Raw genomic sequence first — 22,839 nt, 5'->3', positions numbered from 1 at the left:
AGCCCCCTGCCTTCGATGGAGATACCCGTGAACATCACCCACGTACCCGTCGCCAACACCGGCATGCTGATCCGCAAACCCGTCGCGGAAGTCTTCGAGGCTTTCGTGGATCCCGCCATCACTTCCCGCTTCTGGTTCAGTCACGGCAGCGCGCGGCTGCAGGCGGGCCGGCAGGTTCGCTGGGACTGGCAGATGTACGACGTCTCCGTGCAGGTCGCCGTGAAAGCCGTCGAGCAGGACCGGCGCATACTGATCGAGTGGGGAAATCCCGATGCCGCCACCACGGTGGAATGGCAGTTCACCGCGCGCCCCGACCACACGACTTTCGTCGACATCACCAACCGCGGCTTCCAGGGCAATGGCGACGAGGTGGTGAAGCAGGCGCTCGATTCCACCGGGGGGTTTGTCCTGGTGCTCGCCGGCGCCAAGGCCTTCCTCGAACACGGCATCGCCCTGAACCTGGTCGCCGATCGCTTTCCGGATGGCCTCTGAACGCTTGACCGGCGTGACCCGTCGCCGCGCTCAACCCGCCGGCTTGCCGGCGGCCATGCCGGCGAGTTTCGCGATGGTGTTCATGTTGCGCGCGGTACCCGCCTTCGCGGCCGGAATCTTCAGCCGCGAGTCGGCCATACCTTCGCCGTAATGCACGTAGATCTCGCGCTGCCCCAGCGCCAACCGCTCACCATTCAGGCCGGTGGCCTCCTGCAACGCGCCCGGCGGCGGGGGCGCATCCAGGAAAATCGCCACCACGCGGTTGCCTGCCGCTTGCGGAAACGGATTGCCGGCAAGCACGGCGGCCATCTCGGCCGCCGTGCGCACCACCACACCGACCGGTTTCCCCGCGTAATCCTGCAGCCGTTGCTCCAGCGCCTTCTTCACCGCCTTCTCGGCAAGCCGGCTGCCGAACACCACATTGCCGCTGGCAATATAGGTGCGCACGTCCGCGAAGCCGGCCGCCTCGCACATGGCCTTGAGTTCGCCCATCGGCAATTTGCCGGTGCCGCCCACGTTGACGGCGCGCAACAGCGCTATGTAACTGGTCATGCCGCGGTCACCGCACGGGACAGGAAAGCGCCAGTCTCGCTGCCGCTTCCAGCTTGTTCAAGTGCATGGCGTGCAGGCACGTCCGCCCAGCGAACGGCGCAGCAGGAACGGGGCGCGACTTGCGCGCCCCGCACCGCCGGATCAGCCAGCGTAATCGACCACCAGGGCCACGCGGCGATTGTTGCTGCCGGATTCGCGCGTCGCACCCGGCTCCACCTGGCGGTTGCGCGATTCACCGTAGCTGACGGCGCGCACCTGCGTATCGGACATGCCTTCGGTGGAAACCAGATAATCGCGCACGGCATCGGCGCGCTTCTGCCCCAGCCGCTTGTTGTAGGCGCTGGAGCCGGCTGGATCGGTAAAGCCTTCCACGGTCACCACGGCGTTGCTGTGGTGTGCCTTCATCACCTGGGCAAAGTCCTGCAACATCGCCTTGTCCTGGTCGTTCAGGTCGGCCTTGTTGAACTCGAAATGGGCCACCGTGTCCACGCGCAGCCGTCCCTGCATTTCGGTCAGGGTGGCGTCGTACTTGGCAAACCGTTGCTCCATGTCGGCCTTGAGCGAATCAAGCTGCTGCTGCATCTGCGCGTCGTTGCTTTGCAGCTTGCTGATGGCCGCGTCGTAATCGGTGCGCTTGACGTAGTTGCTGCAGCCCGCCATGGCCGTCACAGCTGCCAAGGCGACAGCGAAACCTGCGGCACGAGATGATCGATTCAGCATGGGGAGTTCTCCTCTTGTCAGATCGGAATGCTGCGGCAGAGTGCACGCAAGTGCACCGCAACCTGTCAGATCATGCAGCAGGAAAACTGCACAGTCCGAAAACCCCCGTGCGTATCTTGCGCACTCCCGTTTATCGCAAGTTCAGTTCGGATGGCCAGATCACGACGATGGCGGCATATCGCGCCAGGCATGCCGCCATCGCAAAGACATCACCATCCGCGCCTGCCGCAGCTTCATCAACCCGGCGTACTCGGCACCAGCACCATCCACGCCACGCCGAAGCGGTCGACCAGCATGCCGAAGCTGGAGGCGAAGAAGGTCGGCATCAGCGGCTGCTGCACCTGGCCGCCATCGGCGAGGTTGTCGAACAGGCGCTTAGCCGCAGTGTCGTCATCGGCGGAAAGCGCCAGCGAGAAACCCTTGAACTCGGGATGGCCGCCGCTGAAACCGTCCGATACCAAGACCTGGGTCGAACCGATCTGCAGGCAGGCATGCATCACCTTGTCCGCCGGCGGCTGCGTGCCGTCGGGGCATTGGGCGGAGCCCTCCGGGCCATCGGCATAGCGCATCAGCATGACCACCTCGGCGCCGATCGCCTGGCGGTAGAACGCGATGGCCTCTTCGCAGCGGCCGTCGAAGAACAGATAGGGCTGGGTTTGCATGGCATGACCTCGTCGTTGGGTAGGCAAAAGCGGAGCCGGCACAGCGGCTCACGGGGATACGACGAACGGGCCAGCCGCGAATCGACACCTTGCCATTCGCGCACCCCGGCTTTGCAAGCGTGGCCCAGTGGTGGTCAACTCCATGAGACATGGCGGCACCGACGACCACCAGGGGATAACCGGCTGATGCACACACACACCTCGAAAAACCCGTGCCCGCGGGCACGTCACCAGCACCTGTCGCGCCTGCTGCTGACCGCAGCGCTGCTCGCGCTCAGCCTGGTCGCCACGGCGCAGGGCGCCCCACCCGAGCAGGCGCGCTGGCAGCGCCAGGCACAGGCGGTCACGATCACCCGCGACGACTGGGGCATCGCCCACGTGCACGGCAAGACCGATGCCGACGCGGTGTTCGGCATGGCCTACGCCCAGGCCGAAGACGACTTCAACCGGGTCGAGACGAACTATCTCAACGCGCTGGGCCGGCTCGCCGAGACCGAGGGCGAATCGGCGGTCTGGCAGGACCTGCGGCAGAAACTGTTCATCGACCCGGTCGAACTGCAGGCGCTGTACGCGAAGAGCCCCGCCTGGTTGCAGGCGCTGATGAACGGCTGGGCCGACGGGCTGAACTACTACCTCGCCACGCATCCGGATGTGCATCCGCGCGTCATCAAACATTTCGAGCCGTGGATGGCGCTCAGCTTCAGCGAGGGCAGCATCGGCGGCGACATCGAACGCGTTTCGCTCGAACAACTCGCCGCGTTCTACGGCACCGACGGCAAGAAATTCGCCGGCGTGGCCACGCCAGCCAGCTGGGTCGAGCCGACCGGCTCGAACGGTTTCGCGATCGCGCCCAAGCTCAGCGCCGACGGCCACGCGCTGCTGTGGATCAATCCGCACACCTCCTTCTTCTTCCGCTCCGAACTGCAGATGTCCAGCGACGCCGGGCTTGACGCCTACGGCGCGGTGACCTGGGGCCAGTTCTTCATCTACCAGGGCTTCAACCGGCACATCGGCTGGATGCATACCTCGACCGGACTCGATGCGGTCGACGAGTTCGCCGAAACCATCGTGCACAAGGGCGGCAAGCTGTTCTACCGCTACGGCAAGGAACTGCGGCCGGTCACCACGCGCACGATCCGCGTGCCGTACCGCGCGAAGGACGGCTCGATGGCCGTGCGCAGCTTCGACGCGCATTTCACCCACCACGGCCCGATCGTGCGCGCGGCCGACGGCAAGTGGATCGCCATCGCGCTGATGAACAAGCCGCTGGAGGCACTCGAGCAGAGCTGGCTGCGCACCAAGGCCAGCGATTACGCCAGCTACATGAAAGTCGCCGAGCTCAAGGCCAACTCGTCGAACAACACCATCTTCGCCGACGACAAGGGCGAGATCGCGTACATGCACCCGCAGTTCATCCCGAAGCGCGACAACCGCTTCGACTACACCAAACCGGTCGACGGCAGCGACCCGGCCACCGACTGGAAAGGCCTGCACGCGCTCGACGAGGCACCGCACCTGTTGAACCCGCCGAACGGCTGGATCATGAACACCAACAACTGGCCGTACTCCGCCGCCGGCAAGTTCAGCCCGCGCAAGGAAGACTACCCGCGCTACATGGACACGTTCGGCGAGAACCCGCGCGGCATCCACGCCACCCGTGTGCTTGAGCACGCGCGCGATTTCAGCAAGGCCTCGCTGATATCCGCCGCGTTCGACTCGTACCTGCCGGCGTTCTCGCGGCTGATCCCGGTGCTGGTCCACGACTACGACATGCTGCCCGGCAACGATCCGCTGAAGCCGCGCCTGGCCGGCCAGATCGCCCTGCTGCGCGGCTGGGACTACCGCTGGGGCATCGCCTCGATGCCGACCTCGCTGGCGGTGTTCTGGGGCGACACGCTGTGGGACCGGGTGCATGCCGAAGCCGAGTCCGAAGATCAGTCCGTGTATGACTACATGGCCGGCGACGCGGGCGCGAAGGCGCGCCTGGATGCGCTGGTCGAAGCCTCGGACCGGCTGGAAAAGGACTTCGGCAGCTGGGGCGTGCCATGGGGCGAGATCAACCGCTACCAGCGCAACGACGGCGCCATCGTGCAGAAGTTCGACGACGCGAAACCGAGCATTCCGGTGCCGTTCGTGTCCTCGCGCTGGGGTTCGCTCGCCTCGTTCGGCGCGCACCGCTGGCCGGGCACGAAGCGCTACTACGGCACCAGCGGCAACAGTTTCATCGCCGTGGTCGAGTTCGGCCCGAAAGTCAGCGCCCGCGCGATCACCGCCGGCGGCGAAAGCGGCCACCCGGATTCGAAGCACTTCAATGACGAGGCCGAGCGCTACACCACCGGCAACCTGCGCACGGTGTACTTCTGGCCCGAGCAACTGGAGGGGCACACCGAGCGTACCTATCATCCCGGCTCATGAGGGTGCCCGGATTTCCCGGGTGCCGGTCAACGCACGTTCCCATCGGTGCCTGTTGCCCGGCTGCCGGTGCGGAAATGCGCTCCGGATCCGCACCCGGGCAAATTCCCTCAGTGCCGCTTGAAATACTGCACCTCGCGCTCGTGTTTCTCGGCGGCCTCGCGCGTCTTGAACGTGCCGAGGTTGCGGCGCTTGCCGGTGTCCGGGTCCTTCTTGCGCGAGTACAGCCGGTACTCGCCCGACTTCAGTTTGCGAATCATGGCGGCGACCTCCACGCCACACCTTGCCAGTATCCGGGTCGAAGGCGCGTGACCGGATTCCAGCGCCCCCGAAGGCGTGGGTACTTGCCGCCACTGATAGGCGTCGACCCGGCGCACACACACGGCGGCACATGATGCGCGGCGACTGCAGCCGTCACGAGGCCACACGATGACAAGCAAGGTGCTGGGAATCGATCTGCATGACGCCGGCCGCGACGGCGTCTACCGCATCGTGCCGGACGATCCGGTCACCCTGGCGGACGACGCCCGGCGTGCCGGCCTGCATCTGTTGCGACTCAACCTCGCCAACTGCCACGACGCGAACGAGCTGCAGCATCGCCTGGCCGGGGCGTTCGCGTTCCCGGCCGGCACCGGGCATGGCTGGGATGCCCTGGCCGCAGGCCTGTCCGATCTCCATTGGCTGCCGGCACCCGGCTATGTCCTGCTGCTCGATCACGCGCAGGCACTGCAGGTCGAGGCGCGCGAGGCATTCGGAAAACTGCACCGGATGCTGGACGGCGTGGCGAAGCATTGGCATGCGCGCGGCGTACCGTTCTTCGTGTTCCTGGAATATCCCGACAACGAGACGCGCGACGCCGCCATCGACGCGTAAGTGCTGGTTGGCTGGCGATGGCGGTCCCTGCCCGGCTCCTTCCGCTGGGAAGGCCGGCGTCTCAGCTCTTGGCGGGAATCCGCAGCCCACGCTTCACCGCCGGCCGGGCCAGTCCACGTTCGAGCCATGCGGCGACATGGGCAAAGCCGTCGAACGCCACCAGCTCGCGCGCCTCGTAGAACGTGATCAGGTTGTTGACCCAGCCCAGCGTGGCGATGTCGGCGATGGTGTAGTCGTCGCCCATCAGCCAGCGGCGGCCGTCGAGCCGACCGTCGAGCACGCCGAGCAGGCGCTTCGATTCGTCGACGTAGCGCCGCAGCGGCCGCTTGTCTTCGTAGCCCCTGCCGGCGAACTTGTTGAAGAAGCCGACCTGGCCGAACATCGGCCCGATCGACGCCATCTGGAAGAACACCCACTGGATCGTCTCCCAGCGCCGCGCCGGGTCGGCCGGAATGAACTGGCCGCTCTTGTCCGCCAGGTACAGCAGGATCGCACCCGACTCGAACAGCGCCAGCGGTTCGCCGCCGGGGCCATCGGGGTCGATGATCGCGGGGATCTTGCCGTTCGGATTGAGTGCAAGGAACTCCGGCAGATGACTCTCGCCGTTGCCGATGTCGACCAGATGCGGCTCGTACGGCAGGCCGGTCTCCTCCAGCATGATCGACGCCTTCACCCCGTTCGGCGAGTTCAGCGAATACAGCTGGATGCGTTCGGGATGCGCGGCTGGCCAGCGCGTGGCGATCGGAAAGTCGGACAACCGGGTCACATGACACTCCTGCAGTAGGGGATCACTGCAAGGTGGGTGCTTGCCCGGCCGGTTCAACCGCGGAGCATCGGATGGCGCGCCGATCTCTCCCTTCCGGCGTCTTTACCAGGTCGCTTTCAGTGCGCGCTCGATTTCTTCCAGCGGCGCATGGAACAGCGTCTTGTTGAGTTCCTCCACCATCCGCCTGGTGGTCTCTTCGTGCAGCAAGGGACGTATCTGCCCCAACGTCTGCGGGTCGGCCACCAGTACCAGGTGGGCGAACTCGTTCTTCAGCGCGGCGGCATTCAGGCGTTGCGCCAGTTGCTTGGCGAAGGTGGCTTCGTCGATCTCGGCCATGCTCCGCTCGGGCGGCTGCCGCCCGGCCGGGCCGTCGTTGGCGAGGTCCCTCGGCCCCACCAGCTTCACCTGCTGGAGCGATACATGGAGACCCTTGCCGACGTTGCGCAGAAACCGCGCGCCGGTGCCGTCGGCCACCACGACCCATGCGCCAGTGGGAATTTTCTTCATCGCGATCTCCTCGGTTGCGGAGCCCGAACAGCCATGCGCCGCATTGCAAGACTAGCGACCGGAACGTGATGCCGACGGGAACGAACCGCCGGCTAGCCCGCCCGCCGCATGCAGCGCTGCCAGCGCTCCTCGACTCGCTTCGCGAACCACGCGGTGGTGAGTTTGCGGGTGATCTTCGGGCTCTTCAGCGCGATGCCCGGCAACACCGCGCGCGGCAGCGGCTTGCCATCGGTCCGTTCGGCCAGTGCGAACACGCGGGCGTAGAGTTTCGTGTCCGCGAAATCCTGGCGCCCGCCCTGCCCCAGCGCGCTGTGGATCGCCGAGTCGCTCATGTCGAGTCGTACGCCCAGCGAACGCACGGCCAGTTCCGTCGCGCCGGGCGGATCGCCGAAACCGGCATCGGGCGACACCAGATCGCCATCCAGCGCCAACGGAATACCCGAGGCGACGCTCACCGCCCGCTGGAACGCGGCGTTGCGGCTGGCGTGCCAACCCGCATTGAAGTCGGCGAAGCGATAGAGCGGTTGCGGGTAATCCGCCGGATAACCCAGCAAGTGCGCGACGCCGAAGTACATGCCGCCGCGCCGGCTGAACACCTCGTCGCGGATCGCGCGCCGCACCGGATACGGATAACCCTGCGCATGCGCTTCGGCGAACGCGATGCTCACCTGCATCGGCCCGCCGGTGTGCACGGGGTTGAGGCCGCCGAACAGGCGCTTGCCCAGCGGCACCATGCCGATGAAGTCCTGGAAGATCCCGCTCAGCTGCTGCTCGGTGCGCGCCGCCGCCAGCCGCTCGCTGTAACGCCGGCCATCGGGCGACTTCAGCCACAGCGCGGCGTCCACCACGAATCCCGGCACATGCTTCGCGGCGGCGCGGCGGTCGATCTCCTGCCGTGCGATCTTTGCCAGCCCCGGCACCGCCGGGTCGACCTTGAAGCCGGATTCCTGCTCCGCCACGGCCAGCACCGCGCACAGGTTCGAGGTGGTCGGTGCGATGTGCTGTGCCGCGAACGCGGCATGAATGTCCGTAGCCCAGCCTTCGCGGTCGCCCGCACCGGCCGGCATCAAGCGTACGATCTCCGCGCGCACCTGCGCCGGGCTGCGCGGCGGCGCTTCCTGCGTGCGCTGGAATGCGCAGCCGCCCAGCAACAGGGCGATGGTCGGCAGCAGTGCGATGGAATGGCGGCGCACGACTCGTCCTTTCATCGGGGAAACGGCCATGCCTATGCCCGGCGCAGCGACCAGAAGCCGATGTCGCGCCGATGGCTGTAGCCGAGCTGCTCGTACAGCTGCTTCGCGCGATGGTTCTGGTGGCTCACGTGCAGGAACGGCAGGCGGCCGCGCTCGAGGTTGTCGTTCGACAGCAGCGCAATCAGGCGCCGCGCGTAGCCGCGCCCATTGAAGTCGGGATGCGTGCAGACCGCGCTGATTTCCTGCTGCGCGTCGGTACCCAGGCGCTCGCCGATCATCGCCGCCAGCCGGCCGTCCTGGTAGATGCCGAAGTAGCGGCCCAGCTCCATCGTGCGCGGGCGGAAATAATGCGGATACACCAGCGCGGTCAGCGCCAGCACGTCGGCGCGATGCGCCTCGGTCAGCCCGATCACCGCCGGCCCGTCGACCACCGCGATCGGCGCGGGGCAGATCATCTGCGCCAGCGGCGCAAACGCGTCGAGCACCCAGCCGTGCGGCAGCGCGGGCACCACGCCGAGCAGGTAGACGGACTCGTCCGCCCCGACCAGCGTACCGATCGCATCGGCCACATCGGCCTGCGCGCTCGCCACGCCCAGGAACGGCGCGAACGCTGCCGGATAACGCGCCGCCTCGCCGCGACGCAGCGCGATGTCCCGATGCCGGCTGCGCAGCGCGGACCAGAATGGGTTGTCGAGCTCGGCCAGGTTCATGCCGTCATGCTAGCGCGCCGACGCCTCGTGTCGAACATGCGACGCTGGCGTCAGAACGGCGAGCGGAACCATGCACCGTTGCTGCTCGCCCGCAAGTCGGCCTTCGCTGTCAGGCACAGTCGCCTACAGAACCTGGCAGGCTTCCAGGTAGTTGCCGTCCGGGTCGGTGAAGCCGAAATAGCGCACGCCGGCACCGGTCCCGACCGGCTCGGGCGTACCGCCGTGGGCGCCCACGAACGTGTGCGCGGCGTCGGCATCCGCGACCGCCAGGATCGGATAGGTTCCCGCGCGTCCCACGGCGGCGCGGCCCGTGTCACCCGGTTCGCGTTGCCACAAGGTCAGGCTGGTGTTGCTCAGTGGCAGCACCGCCAACCCTTCGCCGCCGTCGAAGTAGACCGGCTCGGCCGCCAGCAGGGTCCGGTACCACGGCAAGGCATGGGCGAGATCGCGCACGCGCACGATAATCGTGTCGATGCGCAGGAACGGCGTGGTGGCGGACATGCATGATCTCCGGCGAAGGCGGCAGCTGGGACCCGCACGAAGTGCGGGCGCCCCGACGATCGTCCCGGCAGGCGCGGAAAAACTCAAGCGGGCCGCGGTAGAAGCCGGCGCTAGCGCAAGCCCACCGTGCCGTTCGCCGCCTTGGCCAGCTTGGCCGGGTCGTAGCCCACGCCGTCCTTGAACACCAGCTCGACGTTCTCGATGTCCTTGATGTCCTGCGCGGGGTTGCCGGCGACCAGCACCAGGTCGGCGGCCTTGCCCGCCTCGATGGAGCCGATGCGCTTGTCCTCGCCCATGAAGCGGGCACCGTTGAGGGTGGCGATCTGGATCGCCTGCAGCGGGGTGAAGCCGGCTTCCACCAGCAGTTCCACTTCGCGCTGGTCGCCGTAGCCGGCGATCACGCCGCCATAGCCGGTGGGGTCCAGGCCGGCCAGCAAGGTGCCGCCCTGCTGCACGAAGGCGTGCTCGAAATCCTGCTCCAGCTTGAACACCTTCACCCATGGCGAGTTGGGCGTCTTGGCGACACGTTCACGCGTCGCCAGGTATTCCACCCGGGTTTCCGGCAGCATCGCGTCCAGCACGCGCCGGTCCACCGGCGCGCGGCCGGGCACGAAGGTCTCGAACACCGGCAGGGTCGAGGTGACCGCCACGCGCTTCGACACCAGGGTCTTGATCAGCTGCTGGATGCGCGGATCGTCGACGCTCATCGTCGCGAGGTGGGCCAGCGCGAGCTTGGTGTCCGGGCAGACGTCCGGCTGCTTGCCGGCGGTGAACTCGGTGTCCACCGGCAGCCCGTGCTCCAGGTCGTCGATGCCGAGCTCGGCCGCTTCGGTGAAACCGATCGCGCACAGGTGCCCGGTCACCTTGATGTGCTTCGCATGCGCCGCCGCGATCGCCGCGGCGAGTTCGGCGCGGGTGATGTGCATGTACGCCTTGAACGAGGTGGCGCCTTCGCTGATCCAGTAGTTGACCGTATCGGTGGCGTCGGCCGCATCCACCAGTTCGTGCATCTGCGGCGTAAAGCTGCCCTTGCCTTCCAGATACGGCCCGGTGGTGTGCATCTTCGGTCCGGGGATCTTGCCGGCGTCGATCGCCTTCTTCAGCTCGAGGTCGGTATACGGCTCGGTGCTGCCGGTGGTGCGGATGCTGGTGACGCCGCCGGCCAGGTACAGCTTGGGAAAGCTCGACGCCTGCTCGGGATAGATGGCCTCCTTCGCTTCCGGGTTCACCTTCGGTGCCGGATAGAACATGTGGTCGTGCATGCCGACCAGGCCCGGGATCAGCGTATGCGCGCTGCCGTCGATCACGGTCGCGCCCTTCGGCAGCTTCACGTGCCGGCCGACCGCCGCGATGAGGCCGTCGCGCAGCAGCACCGTCTGGTTTTCCCGCGCCGGCGTGCCGTTGCCGTCGATCACCCGCACATGGGTGATCGCCAGCAGTGGTTGCGCGTACTTCACGAACCGCTGCGTCTGCGCCGACAGCTGCGGCGCCTGGGCCCAGGCGGATGAAGCCGCGCACGACCCGGCCAGCGCGACGGCCAGAAGGATGGCCCGACAGGCGCCGGGCGGCGGCCAGGCAGCCGCGAGACAATGGGTTTGCACAGGCATGCTTGGATTCCCCGTAGCGAGGCAGGCGCGTGCCTGCCAATGGGTCAAAACCACTTCGGATGTCTCTGACACCTTTGCCTTTCAGCGCCCCACATGTGGCAGAGGCATCGTCACCCTCGGCGAAGACCTCTTCTCCGAGGCATCGTCGTCGGACACCGCGAGGGAAATCATATGACCATCTTCGAGATATTTGATCTCGCGTGAGTCATCCTGAAACACGATACGCGGTTGATCCGCCAGATCGGCAGGTACCTGACCAGCCAGATCCAACTGAAGCATATGGGCAATCTCGATGCCGCTGGCACGCATCGCGGCCTTCAATGCCTCGCCATGCCCGGCCGACCATGTCTCACACAGTCGCTGCGCGCGGGTATCCGGATCCCAAGTCGCCTCTCCCGCCTGTTTGAGCCGCAGCCGATGTTCCCTTTGCTCGCTGACGACCTTCTGCCGCATGCGCCCCGCTTCGGGATCATGCTTGTTGAATGCTGCGTTCGCTTTCTCAATTTCATCGTCGATATGCAACGCCGCGTAGCGGCTATTTTCCTGCACCACCATATGCTTGCTGTCTGCCGCAGTCTTCGCCGGCACGCTGAATCGCGGCGACTGATACACCAGCATATTGCGATAGAGCGGCTTGTTGTCCTTGCTGCCAGGAACAAAGATCGACACCGTGGCAATCACCTGCAATGCCGAAAAATCCGGGGTCATGGCATAACCGGTCTCGAGTACAGCGCGCTGGCCGCTGCCGGTCTGCTTCGCCCATGTGGCATCCGCCAACGTATAGCTGCCGAACGACGCCGGCTGTTGCCCCAGACCTTGCCGCAGCGATTCGCTCAGCACACCCTTCGCATCGAACCCCTCCAGGACGGAGCGCAACGGTTGCACATGTTGTTCGGCGAAACGTCGTGCCTCGGCTCGAATCTCGGCATTGACGATCGCCATGCCCAACGCGCCGCCCGCTGCTCCTACCACGATAGGTATCGATGGGTTGGGGATAAAACTGACGTTGGCATAAGTGAAAGTATCCTCTGCCGCCAGTTTGTCCTGACTGATCACCTGAACAACCGGCAATGGCTTGAGTGCCTGCAACTGAGTCGTGCTCGGGCGCACTATCTTCGCCTGTTGAGCACAGCCGCACAGCCCTATCACCGCAGCCGCAACGGCAGCATGTCTGGCAATTCGATTCACGTTTTTCCCCTGTGTTATTTCGACAACCCGCATCTAATGACGCACACGACATCAATGCGAACCGCTGAAGACTCTAGCGTTTGGCAAGTATGGTGAAAAGAGTGATACGCCAGCCGGGCCTTTCATGGCCATCACGGATGATGGCTTGAACCTGAGTCAGAGTGCAATTTTTGGGAAAGTCGACCCTGATCCCGGTTTTGGCGGCTATTTGTGCGTCGCGGTTCCGCAGGAAGGTGGCCACGACTCGTGCCCGTCGGCGTGCCAGACGAAGAACTCGCCCGACTTCGGCTCGCCGGTATCCCGGGCGAACAGCAGGGATTTTCCGCTGGGCGAAAACAGCGCGCCGATTTCCGTGCCGTTGACGTTGACCTGCGGCCCCAGCTTGACCCGCGCCGACCAGCCCGCCGGGCCCAGCCGGGATTCGTAGAGCCCGCCGTCGGCCATCACGATCATCCGCTTGCCGTCCGGCGACGGCAGCGGCTCGTATTCGTCGCCGGCCGTGTTGACCGCCTTGACGTTCTCCACCATCCATTGTCCGGACTCGCTCTCGCGGGCACGCCAGATATCGTTCTTGCCGGCCCCGCCCGCACGGTTGGAACCGAAGTACAGCCAGCCGTCGGGAGCCGCGCGTGGAAACCATTCGGCCTGGTCGGAATTCACCGGCGCCGGCAGGCGCACCGGCGTGCCCCATCGACCATCCGCGCTCCTGTCCACGCGCCAGATGTCGAGGTCCTTGCTGTGCATGCCCGCGTTGGCGCGGCTGGAGATGAAGTAGAGGCGGCGACCGTCCGGGGTGAACCACGGGTCGGCTTCGAGCCCCGCGCCCGCGAAGGACGGCGGCACCGGTGCCGTCCAGGCCTTGCCGTCGCAATGCGAGACCAGGATGCGCCAGCCGGAAAACGACTTCGAACTGCGCACGAAATACAGGTCGCCATTCACCGGATCGAACGCCGGATGCGACTCGAACAACCCGCTGGACACGCCGGCCGGCGTCCACGGCTGCACCGCTGCCGGCGAGTGGCCGCTTGCCGCCGCAACCGGCGCCGCGACCATCAGCAGCAGCAACAGACTATGCCTTGCACACATGGCTCACGGCTCCGCTGGCAGGGAGTGTCGATGATATCGTCCGTTCCGCCCGGCGGCGAAACCAGCCCTTGTTCCGCCCCCGCCACGAACCCATCTCATGCCGATGTCCCCGTTGCAGCAATTCATCGAAGCCCACCCGCGCCTGTTCGTGCTGACCGGCGCGGGCTGCAGCACCGACTCGGGCATCCCCGACTATCGCGACCGCGACGGCCAGTGGAAGCGCCCGCCGCCGGTGAACTACGCCGCCTTCATGCACGAGCCGGCCACGCGCCGGCGCTACTGGGCGCGCAGCATGGTCGGCTGGCGGCGCTTCGGCAGTGCGCTGCCGAACACTACGCATCACGCGCTGGCCGAACTGGAGCAGCGCGGACAGGTCGAACTGCTGGTGACGCAGAACGTGGACCGCCTGCACCAGCGCGCCGGCAGCGAGCGGGTGCTGGACCTGCATGGCCGCCTCGACGAGGTGCGCTGCATGGCCTGCGACTGGCGGCTTGCCCGCCACGCGTTCCAGCGGATGCTGGTCGAACGCAACCCGGCCTGGGCGCAGCTCGACGCCGCCGATGCGCCGGATGGCGATGCCGACCTGGAAGGCCACGACTTCGCCCGCTTCGACGTGCCGGCCTGCCCGCACTGCAGCGGCATCGTGAAACCCGACGTGGTGTTCTTCGGCGAAGCCGTGCCGCGCGAGCGCGTGGAAGCCGCCACGCGCGCCTGGCGGGCCGCCGACGCGGTGCTGGTGGTCGGCTCCTCGCTGATGGTGTATTCCGGCTACCGTTTCGTCGACGCCGCCGCACGCGCCGGCAAGCCGGTGGCCGCGGTGACGCTGGGCCGCACCCGTGCCGACGCGCTGCTCACGCTGAAGATCGACGCGCCTTGCCACGAGGCGCTGGCCTTCCTGCACGAGCAGGCGCGACTGGTCATGAACTGACCCGGGTCGATCAACTGGTGTGATCCAGGATGATCTTCCAGCCGCCGGCGGTCTTCTCCCACAGCAGCGAGAACACGCCGTCATCCCGGGCGGCTTCGCCGTGGGCGCTGCGATCGAGATGGAAGCGGCCGGTCACGGCGGCGTAGCGCACTTCGCCGCGGGCATCAGGCAGCAGACGCACATCCAGCTCGGTGTACGTGAGCCGGCCCATCTGCTCCTTGCTGGCGTAGTGTTTGCGATAGCTTTCGAGGATCGTGCGGTAACCCTTGCGCACGCTGGCACCCACGAACGTGGTGTCGGGCGCGTCCTTGTAGCTGCGCATGAATTCCACGACATCGCCGCGGTTCCACGCGGCCGCCTGCTGATCCATCACCTGGCGAATGGCGGCGGCATCGTCGCCGGCGGTTGCCGCGTGGCTGGAAGCCGTGCCGCCCAGGCCGACCACCGCCAGAAGAATCCCGAATCCGATAAGAAAGTACCTTGCCTTCATGCCGTGCTCCGTTGCGCTGCGTGGTGGCCCAGTATCACCCCGAACACAGCACATGCGGTCACCGATCCAGTGACTCGGCGGCCCACGGCTCCACCCGCTCCGCGCCACGGGCGTGAGGCGGGTTGCGTGTGCCCGCCGGGACGCCTACCCTCGGCGAACCTTGCCATGGAGCCGCCCGCATGCGCTCGATCCATATCATCACCCTGTGCACCGTGGTGACCGCCGCGCTCGCCGCCGGCTGCAACCGGGAAGCCCCCAACGCACCCGCCGCCAGCGCGCCTGCCGCCAGTGTGGCGGTGGTCAACGACAACGCCAGGCTGGAGACCGCCGTCGATGACTTCATCGATGGCATGTTCCAGCACTACCCCACCTTTGCCGCCAACGCCGGCAAGCACGAGTTCGATGGCAAGTTGCCCGATTACAGTCCGGCCGGCCTGAAGGCGGATGCCGACTGGTTGCATGCGGAACGCGCCCGGTTCGCCGCGTTCGGCGACGACAAGCTCGATGAGAACGGCCGCTTCCACCGCGACTACGTGCTCGCGGTGATCGACGGCCAACTGTTCTGGCTCGAGGACTCCGGCTTCCCGTACAGCAACCCGGCCTTCTACACCGGCGACCTGTCGCCCAGCATGTACCTGACGCGTCCCTACGCGCCCCTGCCGGAACGCATGGCGGCCTTCGTCACCTACCAAGAGGCGCTGCCCAAGGCGATCGCCCAGATAAAAGCGAACTTCAAACTGCCGCTGCCGGCGTCGTACATCGATCTGGGCGTGAACAGTTTTGGCGGGTACGCGAGCTTCTTCAAGACCGATGTCCCGGCGATCTTCGCCGAGGTCAAGGACGATGCCCTGCAGGCGCGTTTCAAGGCGTCCAACGCTGCCGCGATCAAGGCCACGCAGGATCTCGCCGACTGGCTGAAGGCGCAAAAACCCCACGCCACCCACGACTATGCGCTGGGAGCCGCGAAGTTCTCCAAGATGCTGCACGCCACCGAACTGGTCGACCTGCCGCTGGACCAGCTCAAGGCGATCGGCGAGTCGGACCTGCAGCGCAACCTCGATGCGCTGAAGGCTGCCTGCGACAAGTTCGCTCCCGGCAAATCGCTGAGCGCGTGCGTCGCCAAGGAGAGTGCGGACAAGCCGGTCGGTGGCGCCGTGGAAGGCGCACGCACGCAGCTCGCTGGCCTGCGCCAGTTCATCGTCGACAAGGACCTGGTGACCATCCCCGGTCCCGAGCAGGCCAAGGTCGAAGAAGCGCCACCGTTCAACCGCTGGAACTTTGCCTACATCGAGATTCCCGGCCCGTACGAAAAGAACCTGCCGTCGGTGTATTACATCGCCCCGCCAGACCCGACCTGGAGCAAGGCCGACCAGCAGGCCTACATACCGGGCAAGGCCGACCTGTTGTTCACGTCTTCGCACGAGGTGTGGCCGGGACACTTCCTGCAGTTCCTGCACGCCAACCGCGCGCACTGGAAGTTCGGCCAGCTGTTCGTCGGCTACGCCTTCGCCGAAGGCTGGGCGCACTACGCCGAGGAGATGATGTTCGACGCCGGCCTGGACGGCGCCACGCCGGAAGCCCACATCGGCCAGCTCACCAACGCCCTGCTGCGCGACGTGCGCTATCTCTCCGCCATCGGCCTGCATACCGGCGGCATGACCGTCGCCCAGTCCGAGCAGATGTTCCGCGACAAGGCCTTCCAGGATCCGGGCAACGCCCGCCAGCAGGCCGCCCGTGGCACCTACGATCCGGCCTATCTGAATTACACGATGGGCAAGTTGATGATCATGCAACTGCGCCAGGACTGGATCGCCGCACACCCGGGTCCGAACGCGCTGAAGGCGTTCCACGACCAGTTCCTCAGCTATGGTGGCCCACCGATCCCGCTGGTGCGTGCGCAGATGCTGGGCGGCAAGCCGGAAGCCAGGCTGTGGGTGGCGCCGACGGCTGCCACGGCAAAAACGGAACCGGCCGCACCATCCACATCCAGGTAAGGCACCCGGTCGAAAAAGGCGTCAGGTCCATTTGCTCTTCAAAACAAATGAACCTGGCGCCTTTTCGCTGATTCCCCCGAGGACCGGCGCCGTGGCGGCATGCCGTATAGCTTCTCGTATCACAGCCACAGCCTGCTCAACGCCCTGTTCCGGCAGCTCACGCTGGCGAAGATCGTTGCGATACCCACGACACGCTACTCTTCAAAGCAGCCCTCCGGGGCAAACATGCAGCCGCTATTTGTGACGAGCCGGCGACTACTCGGGATACAGTATCCCGGACGCCCCTTCTGCATGAGGAATCCAGCCATGCCCTATCCACGACAGCTCCCTGCCACCGGCACTTGCCGCTGTGGCCGCGTGCGTCTGCGCGTCACCAAGCCGGCCATGCTCACCATGGCGTGCCATTGCCATGGCTGCCAGAAGATGACTGGCAGCGCGTTCTCGTTGTCGCTGGCGATGCCCGCCGATGGCGTGGAGGTACTCGAGGGCGAACTGGTCCGCGGCGGCCTGCAGGGCGAGCACACCCACCTGTACTGCGCGTTCTGCAAGTCATGGGTCATGACCCGTCTGGCGGGCATCGAATGGCTGGTCAACCTGCGCCCCTCGGTACTCGACCCGCACGCGGACTTCGTGCCGTTCATCGAGACCTGTACCGACGCCCGACTCTCCTGGGCGTCGACCCCGGCGAAGCACAGCTTCGCCGGCTTCCCGGCGATGGAGGAGTACCAGCCGCTGGTCGAGGCATTCGCGGCCGAGACCTGACCAACCACCGGGTCCGAGCCGGTGCCGACAGATGGACGTCCTGGCGTTCGGTGGATGCCGGTCGATTTCCGCCCCGCCCGTTCGTCTTGCAAGATGAGGGCTCATCCTCTGCAACGGAAACCATCATGGCCACCAACGCTCTCCGCCTCCATCGCGTGCTGCGCGCACCGCCCGAGCGGATCTACCGCGCCTTCCTCGACGCCGACGCCATCGCCAAGTGGCTGCCGCCGAACGGCTTCACCTGCAAGGTGCACCAACTCGACGCGCAGGTCGGCGGCAGCTACCGGATGACGTTCACCAATTTCTCCACCGGCAACGGCCACAGCTTCGGCGGTACGTACCGGGAGCTCGTACCGGGCGAGCGGATCAAATACAACGACCGTTTCGAGGACCCCAACCTGCCCGGCGAAATGACCACCACCATCACCTTCCGCGCCGTGTCCTGCGGCACCGACATGCAGGTGGTGCAGGAGGGCCTGCCCGAGGCCATCCCGGTGGAGCAGTGCTACCTCGGCTGGCAGGAATCGCTGGTGCTGCTCGGCAAGCTGGTGGAAGCGGAAATACCGGACTGACCGAACGGGCCCGACAGCCTGCTGGCAAACGCCGATCGTGCGATGTACGCAGCCAGGCGCAAGCCATGGCGGTGCCGGTCCCGCGGGCATTGCGTGCGGGAAACCGGAGCCGGGGCAAAAAACAGCCGGGCTTCATGAAAGCCCGGCTGAAGCACAGCGCTGGGGAGAGCTGACTGGTTTAAAAGTCGTACGACATCATGAGCCGCACTTCACGCACCGAACGGGTGTCCTGCACCTTGCCGTAGTCGGGGTTGGGGTTCGTGGTGCCCGAGAAGACGTCGTTGTAGAACAGCGGCGTTTTCCGGTTCAGCACGTTGAAGATCGCCAGGTTAAAATCGAGCTTGCGGCCGGCCCATTCCGGTTTGTAGTCGAGGTTGAGGTCGAGGTTGTAGACCCAGGGCGTGCGTCCCAGCGAGCCCTGCTGCGCCGGCTTGCCGCCGCACCAGTAGAAGGTGCTGGAGCCGTGCGGCCTGCTCTCACCCGGCCCGTAGTAGCCACGGCAAAGGCGTGGCGTGCCCGAGGTCACGTAGACATTGCCGCCGGCGGTCCACTCCTTGGAGAGTGCATACGCGCCGTAGGCCTTGAACTGGTGCCTGCGGCTGTTGGGCAACTCGCCCATCGAGTATTCCATGCGCTCGGGGAAGTCCCATGCGGTGGTCAGGTAGGAACCGCTCTGCTGGGAATACGTGCTGACGGGGCCTTCCGTGTTGCCCCAGGTCTTGGAGAACACGTAGTCGAACTTGGCCATCCACTTGCTATCCCAATCGTGCCCCAGCGAGAGGTCGATCGAGTAGAAACGGCGTACCGGACCGACGTCCAGGCCCTGGTCCTCGCGGGTGAAGGTCACGGGATGGATGTTGCCGTCCGGCCCGTTCATCCAGATCTTCTGTGTGACGCCCGGGTTGATCATCAACAGGCCCTGGGCCCACTGGTCACAGGTTGCCGGCGTCATCCAGTCGTAGCCCTGCGCCCTGCCCGCCGCACACATGCGCTGGGTGTCGCCGTAGTCGTCGATGACCCGGTCCATGCGCTGGTAGGTGCCGGTCGCGCCGAACACCCACTCCGTACCCAGCATGTTGAACGCCTGCTGCATGCCGAGCACGTAGTTGTCGGAGAACTGGGCCTTGATGTTCTGCGCGGTGGTGATGCGCGGATCCTTCGACTGGCCGTACTCGTTGTTGATCGACACGCCGTACGACGGGTTCTGCGGCAGCGGCGTGAACCCGATCGGTTCGCCGGTTGCCTGGTCGATGCCGGTATAGGTGCCGAAGATGTCGTACCGGGTCACCGGCGAGGACACGGTCACTGCCACGTTCAGCGGTATCGCCAGGTAGTAGCGGCCGGCGTTGCCGAAGACCTTCAGCGAGGAGTCGCCATGCACGTCCCAGCTGAAGCCCAGGCGCGGTGCCCATTGCGGCTTGGTCAGGCGGATGTAGGGCTCGTTGTCGGAGTTGTAGTTGGTGAACATGTCGTCGCGCAGGCCCGCGCTCAACAGGAAGTTCGGCGTGATCTGCCAGTTGTCCTCGATGTACAGCGCGCGCTGGACGACCTTCACGTTGGCGTTCTTGATGTCGACGCTCTTGTACGCGTAGTACTTGTTGCCGGGCATGTTGGTATCGGGCGCCGCCACGTAGGGGAACGAGTCCGAGTTATCACCGATAATGGGCTTGCCGACCGTTCCCATGCCATAGCCCCAGTAATAGCCCGGGCCGGTGGTGGTGTAGCCGTCGTCGATGTCCGTGGTGGTGCGGTTGTCGATGCCGACCGAAAGCTGATGGTCGCTCAGCTGGTAATCGAGGCTCACCCGGTAGTTCAGCGAGTTGAGCTTGTGGGTGGGAATGTCCTGCGTGGAATCGCCCTGCGTGTTGCTGATGCCGGAAGGCGGCGCATAGGCCGGATTCTGCATCTTGGGCTCGTCAATGTACGGTAGCGTGAGGTCGATACCCGGGTACGGCGGCTGGAAGGTTTCATAGCTGCCCAGCGTCTTGCCCACCATCGCGTTCAACGTCAGATTGTCGGTGAGGTACGAGGTGTAGTTTGCGGCCCACACCTGGAATTTCTTCTTCGACACCTGGCGCAGGCTGTCGAAGTTGCCGCGCTGGAACGTGTCGTAGTCGAACTCGTACCGGCTCTGGTACTGCTTGTACGAGCTCTGCACGCCGGTCAGCGTCAGGTAGTTATTCTCGTTGATGTTCCAGTTCAGCTTCGCGTAGTACTTCGGGGCCTCGTAGCGATAGTTGGTCTGGTACTGGCTTCCGAAACCACCGACCGATTTGCCCCACCGGTTGTCTTCCTCGGCGCTGGCGAAGAAGAACAGCTTGTCCTTGATCAGCGGGCCGCTCAGGTAGACGTCGTAGACCGCCTCGCTGACCGTGTCGAGCTTGTTGTAGTAGGCCAGGTCGCCGGCCATCTGCCCGACCTTCGTTGAAAGGGGATTGACGAAGTAGTGGTTGTCCGCCGTGCCGCGCATGGCTCCGGGTTTCCACACCGTGCGCGCACCGAAATGCCACTCGTTGGTGCCGCTCTTGCCGATCTGGTTGATCACGCCGCCGATGGAACGGCCGTACTTGGCGCCATAGCCGCTGGTGAAGGTCTGCTGCTGCTCGATCGCGCCATAGGGCAGCGCCACGCCGCCGTTGCTGTACAGCGAGTCGGTGACATTCACGCCGTCGATGTAATAGGCGTTCTCGGCCGTCGAACCGGCACCGAACGTCAGCAGCGGCGTACCCAGCGGGCCCTTGCCAAGTTCGGGCGAGCCCATGTTGACGCCAGGCGCCAGCATGGCGATGTCTTCGGCCGAGCGCGCCAGCGGCAGTCGCAGCAGATCCGCGGCCGTGACCGTGGTGACCTGGTTGGTCGTCTTCACGTCGATGGGCGGCATGGCATTGGCCGAGACGTTGATTCCGCCGAGGTCCTGCACATTCTCCGGGCCAGCGTCCGCCGAGAAATTCACCGCCACCGCACCCGCGGCCGCCGGGCTCACTCCGCTGCGGCTTTCGACGACCTTGCCGTCGCGCAACAGGGATACCGTATAGGTGCCGACCGGCAACGTGACCGAATACTTGCCGGAAGCTCCCGCATTGAAAGTCTGGCTGTAACCCGACGTACTGGTGACCTGGACGGTTTCATTCGCCCCCAGCGGCACCGAGCCGTAAATGGTTCCGCTGGTGGCCTGACCCCAGGCAGTACCGGCCAGACCCAGAGCCATGGAAGACCCGATGGCCAGTACCAATACCTTGTGTCGAAGACTGGAATGGCTGCATGAACCGCGCAACAGCGTGCGACCCGATTTTCCCCGCATGGATGAACCCCCGTCTTGTGGCTGTGGACCCCTGGATGATTCCGAAGCTGCACGATTTTCGTGATGCCCCGGCAACGATTCGCACCTGAACATTTCCATCAGCACCCACCCATGAAAAGGCGGCCGGCAAGCAAGCTCATGCTTCGGCCTGCTGGGCGTTGCCCGCCGTGGAGAGTTTCCGCATCGCACCCGATTCGCCCTTGGACACCATCGTCGCCAACACCATGTCGCCGGTGACGTTGATGGTGGTGCGGCACATGTCCAGCAGGCGGTCCACGCCGAGAACGATGCCGATGGCTTGCGGCGGTACACCGACCATGCCGCAGATCAGCGCCACCATCGGCAGCGAGCCGCCCGGCACGCCGGCGGTGCCAATGCCGCCGAGAATGCAGACGAACATCACCATCAACTGCTGGCCGATATCCAGGTGCACGCCGAAGAACTGCGCAAGGAACAGCACGGTCACACCCTCGAAAAGAGCCGAGCCGTTGTGATTGATGGACGCGCCGATCGTCAGCACGAAGCGCGAAATCTTCGGCGGCAGCTTCAACTTCTCTTCGGCTACCCGCAGCGCGGTCGGCAGCGTTGCGTTGCTGGAGGCGGTGGAGAACGCCATCAGCAAGACTTCCTGCGTCTGCCTGAACCAGCCCAGCGGGGACTTTCCGGCAAACTTCAGGCACAACGTGTAGACCACGAACATGTGCACTGCCAGCGCCAGCAACACCACGCCCACGTAGGCCCCGAGCTTGATCAGCAGGCCCCAGCCGAACAGCGCCGCCAGATTGAACATGAAGCAGAACACGGCGTACGGCGCCAACTTGATGACCAGCCCGATCAAGGTCATCGACACTTCGAACAACCCTTCCACCGCGCGCTTGAAGGCGCGCGTGTTCTCGTTGTCGGTCAGCACCAGGCCCACGCCGATCATCACCGCAAAGAACATCACCGCCAGGATGTCGCCCTTGCTGGCCGCGGCAAACACATTGGTGGGCACCAGCGACAGGAGTATCCCGCCGACGTCGAACTTGCCGTGGCCACCGCTGCCAAGCACGGCCTGCGCGCGCTCGGAACCGGCGGCCAGCATTTGCTGGGCGGTGGCCGGATCAACCCCTGCACCCGGCTGCAACCCGTTGACCAGCACCAGGCCGATGGTCAGGGCGATGCTCGACATCAGCACCGTGTAACCGAGAGCGCGCCAGCCGATCCGGCCGAATGCGCCGATGTCGCCCATGTTTCCCACGCCCGCCACCAGCGCGGAAAACAGCAACGGGATCACCAGCATGAAGATCAGGCGCAGGAACAGCTCGCCGGCCGGGTTGGTGAGGTGATGGGTGATCCATTGAACCCATCCCGCTTCGGCGCCGGCCGTGGCATGCACCAACAGGCCAAGCACCAGGCCGACCGCAAAACCGATAAGCATCTTCCAGTGAAGAGGGAACTTTGCGCGCCCCGGTGCATGTTTGGCGGCCATGGATTACCTGCAGTCGAGGTCGCGGGATGGTTTTGCGGAAGGGTTGAACGTG

The 22,839-nt window shown here is 65.5% G+C and carries 22 protein-coding genes; 7 read left to right on the top strand and 15 right to left on the bottom strand.

The annotated features are described in order from the left end of the window. Positions 1 to 27 precede the first annotated feature (27 nt). Positions 28 to 492 carry an SRPBCC family protein gene (locus ABIE04_RS13265; protein ID WP_354551072.1) on the top strand — a complete coding sequence of 155 codons (465 nt, stop codon included), beginning with the start codon at positions 28 to 30 and terminating at the stop codon, positions 490 to 492. 30 nt (positions 493 to 522) lie between these two features. On the opposite strand, the gene ABIE04_RS13260 is transcribed toward ABIE04_RS13265, so the two are convergent. The 3 genes from ABIE04_RS13260 to ABIE04_RS13250 form a co-directional block, all read right to left on the bottom strand. Further along, the gene (locus ABIE04_RS13260) at positions 523 to 1,044 is read right to left on the bottom strand and encodes a DUF1697 domain-containing protein (RefSeq protein ID WP_354551068.1); all 522 of its coding nucleotides are present in this window, start codon (positions 1,042 to 1,044) and stop codon (positions 523 to 525) included. 141 nt (positions 1,045 to 1,185) lie between these two features. Beyond that, on the bottom strand, positions 1,186 to 1,704 hold the full coding sequence (locus ABIE04_RS13255; protein ID WP_354551063.1) for an OmpA family protein: 519 nt from the start codon (positions 1,702 to 1,704) through the stop codon (positions 1,186 to 1,188). Between the two features lie 296 nt (positions 1,705 to 2,000). Further along, positions 2,001 to 2,426: a VOC family protein gene (locus ABIE04_RS13250; protein WP_354551059.1), complete on the bottom strand. Its 426-nt coding sequence runs from the start codon at positions 2,424 to 2,426 to the stop codon at positions 2,001 to 2,003. Between the two features lie 186 nt (positions 2,427 to 2,612). On the opposite strand from ABIE04_RS13250, the gene ABIE04_RS13245 reads away from it, so the two are divergent. Continuing rightward, positions 2,613 to 4,841 (top strand): penicillin acylase family protein, encoded by a 2,229-nt coding sequence (locus ABIE04_RS13245; protein ID WP_354551054.1) that lies wholly within the window; start codon positions 2,613 to 2,615, stop codon positions 4,839 to 4,841. A gap of 107 nt (positions 4,842 to 4,948) precedes the next feature. Here ABIE04_RS13245 and ABIE04_RS13240 read toward each other — a convergent pair whose 3' ends face one another. Further along, complete coding sequence (locus tag ABIE04_RS13240) at positions 4,949 to 5,098, bottom strand: hypothetical protein (protein WP_214557193.1); 150 nt, start codon at positions 5,096 to 5,098, stop codon at positions 4,949 to 4,951. Positions 5,099 to 5,267: 169 nt separating this feature from the next. Between ABIE04_RS13240 and ABIE04_RS13235 the strand changes: the two genes are divergently transcribed. Continuing rightward, complete coding sequence (locus ABIE04_RS13235) at positions 5,268 to 5,711, top strand: barstar family protein (RefSeq protein WP_354551047.1); 444 nt, start codon at positions 5,268 to 5,270, stop codon at positions 5,709 to 5,711. A 61-nt stretch (positions 5,712 to 5,772) separates the two neighbouring features. Here ABIE04_RS13235 and ABIE04_RS13230 read toward each other — a convergent pair whose 3' ends face one another. The 8 genes from ABIE04_RS13230 to ABIE04_RS13195 all read right to left on the bottom strand — a co-directional run bounded on the left by ABIE04_RS13230 (position 5,773) and on the right by ABIE04_RS13195 (position 13,269). Next, positions 5,773 to 6,477, bottom strand: coding sequence for a glutathione S-transferase N-terminal domain-containing protein (locus ABIE04_RS13230; RefSeq protein WP_354551043.1), 705 nt, complete (start codon positions 6,475 to 6,477; stop codon positions 5,773 to 5,775). A gap of 102 nt (positions 6,478 to 6,579) precedes the next feature. Further along, positions 6,580 to 6,984 carry a host attachment family protein gene (locus tag ABIE04_RS13225; protein ID WP_354551039.1) on the bottom strand — a complete coding sequence of 135 codons (405 nt, stop codon included), beginning with the start codon at positions 6,982 to 6,984 and terminating at the stop codon, positions 6,580 to 6,582. A 92-nt stretch (positions 6,985 to 7,076) separates the two neighbouring features. Next, positions 7,077 to 8,177, bottom strand: coding sequence for a DUF1615 domain-containing protein (locus ABIE04_RS13220; protein ID WP_436410384.1), 1,101 nt, complete (start codon positions 8,175 to 8,177; stop codon positions 7,077 to 7,079). Between the two features lie 32 nt (positions 8,178 to 8,209). Next, entirely contained in the window at positions 8,210 to 8,887 is a 678-nt protein-coding gene (locus ABIE04_RS13215) for a GNAT family N-acetyltransferase (protein WP_354551030.1), read from the bottom strand. Between the two features lie 123 nt (positions 8,888 to 9,010). Further along, positions 9,011 to 9,388 (bottom strand): VOC family protein, encoded by a 378-nt coding sequence (locus ABIE04_RS13210; RefSeq protein ID WP_354551025.1) that lies wholly within the window; start codon positions 9,386 to 9,388, stop codon positions 9,011 to 9,013. 110 nt (positions 9,389 to 9,498) lie between these two features. Continuing rightward, complete coding sequence (locus ABIE04_RS13205) at positions 9,499 to 10,995, bottom strand: amidohydrolase family protein (RefSeq protein ID WP_354551021.1); 1,497 nt, start codon at positions 10,993 to 10,995, stop codon at positions 9,499 to 9,501. Positions 10,996 to 11,076: 81 nt separating this feature from the next. Further along, positions 11,077 to 12,183 carry a hypothetical protein gene (locus tag ABIE04_RS13200; RefSeq protein WP_354551017.1) on the bottom strand — a complete coding sequence of 369 codons (1,107 nt, stop codon included), beginning with the start codon at positions 12,181 to 12,183 and terminating at the stop codon, positions 11,077 to 11,079. A 204-nt stretch (positions 12,184 to 12,387) separates the two neighbouring features. Beyond that, entirely contained in the window at positions 12,388 to 13,269 is an 882-nt protein-coding gene (locus ABIE04_RS13195) for a hypothetical protein (protein ID WP_354551013.1), read from the bottom strand. A gap of 103 nt (positions 13,270 to 13,372) precedes the next feature. On the opposite strand from ABIE04_RS13195, the gene ABIE04_RS13190 reads away from it, so the two are divergent. Then, positions 13,373 to 14,197, top strand: coding sequence for an NAD-dependent protein deacetylase (locus ABIE04_RS13190; protein ID WP_354551467.1), 825 nt, complete (start codon positions 13,373 to 13,375; stop codon positions 14,195 to 14,197). A 10-nt stretch (positions 14,198 to 14,207) separates the two neighbouring features. On the opposite strand, the gene ABIE04_RS13185 is transcribed toward ABIE04_RS13190, so the two are convergent. Continuing rightward, on the bottom strand, positions 14,208 to 14,687 hold the full coding sequence (locus ABIE04_RS13185) for a YybH family protein (RefSeq protein ID WP_354551009.1): 480 nt from the start codon (positions 14,685 to 14,687) through the stop codon (positions 14,208 to 14,210). A 179-nt stretch (positions 14,688 to 14,866) separates the two neighbouring features. Here ABIE04_RS13185 and ABIE04_RS13180 point away from each other — a divergent pair, with 179 nt between their 5' ends. From ABIE04_RS13180 to ABIE04_RS13170, 3 genes are all read left to right on the top strand, one after another. Then, positions 14,867 to 16,681, top strand: coding sequence for a DUF885 domain-containing protein (locus tag ABIE04_RS13180; protein WP_354551004.1), 1,815 nt, complete (start codon positions 14,867 to 14,869; stop codon positions 16,679 to 16,681). Between the two features lie 306 nt (positions 16,682 to 16,987). Beyond that, positions 16,988 to 17,443, top strand: coding sequence for a GFA family protein (locus ABIE04_RS13175; RefSeq protein WP_354551000.1), 456 nt, complete (start codon positions 16,988 to 16,990; stop codon positions 17,441 to 17,443). Positions 17,444 to 17,568: 125 nt separating this feature from the next. Further along, entirely contained in the window at positions 17,569 to 18,015 is a 447-nt protein-coding gene (locus tag ABIE04_RS13170) for an SRPBCC family protein (RefSeq protein WP_354550995.1), read from the top strand. A 178-nt stretch (positions 18,016 to 18,193) separates the two neighbouring features. Here ABIE04_RS13170 and ABIE04_RS13165 read toward each other — a convergent pair whose 3' ends face one another. Further along, entirely contained in the window at positions 18,194 to 21,223 is a 3,030-nt protein-coding gene (locus ABIE04_RS13165; protein ID WP_354550991.1) for a TonB-dependent receptor, read from the bottom strand. A gap of 229 nt (positions 21,224 to 21,452) precedes the next feature. Next, positions 21,453 to 22,787, bottom strand: a complete 1,335-nt coding sequence (locus tag ABIE04_RS13160; protein WP_354550986.1) for a dicarboxylate/amino acid:cation symporter — start codon at positions 22,785 to 22,787, stop codon at positions 21,453 to 21,455. Positions 22,788 to 22,839: the final 52 nt, after the last annotated feature.

It is taken from the genome of Rhodanobacter soli, from assembly GCF_040548735.1.
Lineage (GTDB): Bacteria > Pseudomonadota > Gammaproteobacteria > Xanthomonadales > Rhodanobacteraceae > Rhodanobacter > Rhodanobacter soli_A.
Note: the sequence above shows the minus strand (reverse complement) of the source record. Positions and strands in the feature narration are given on the sequence as shown.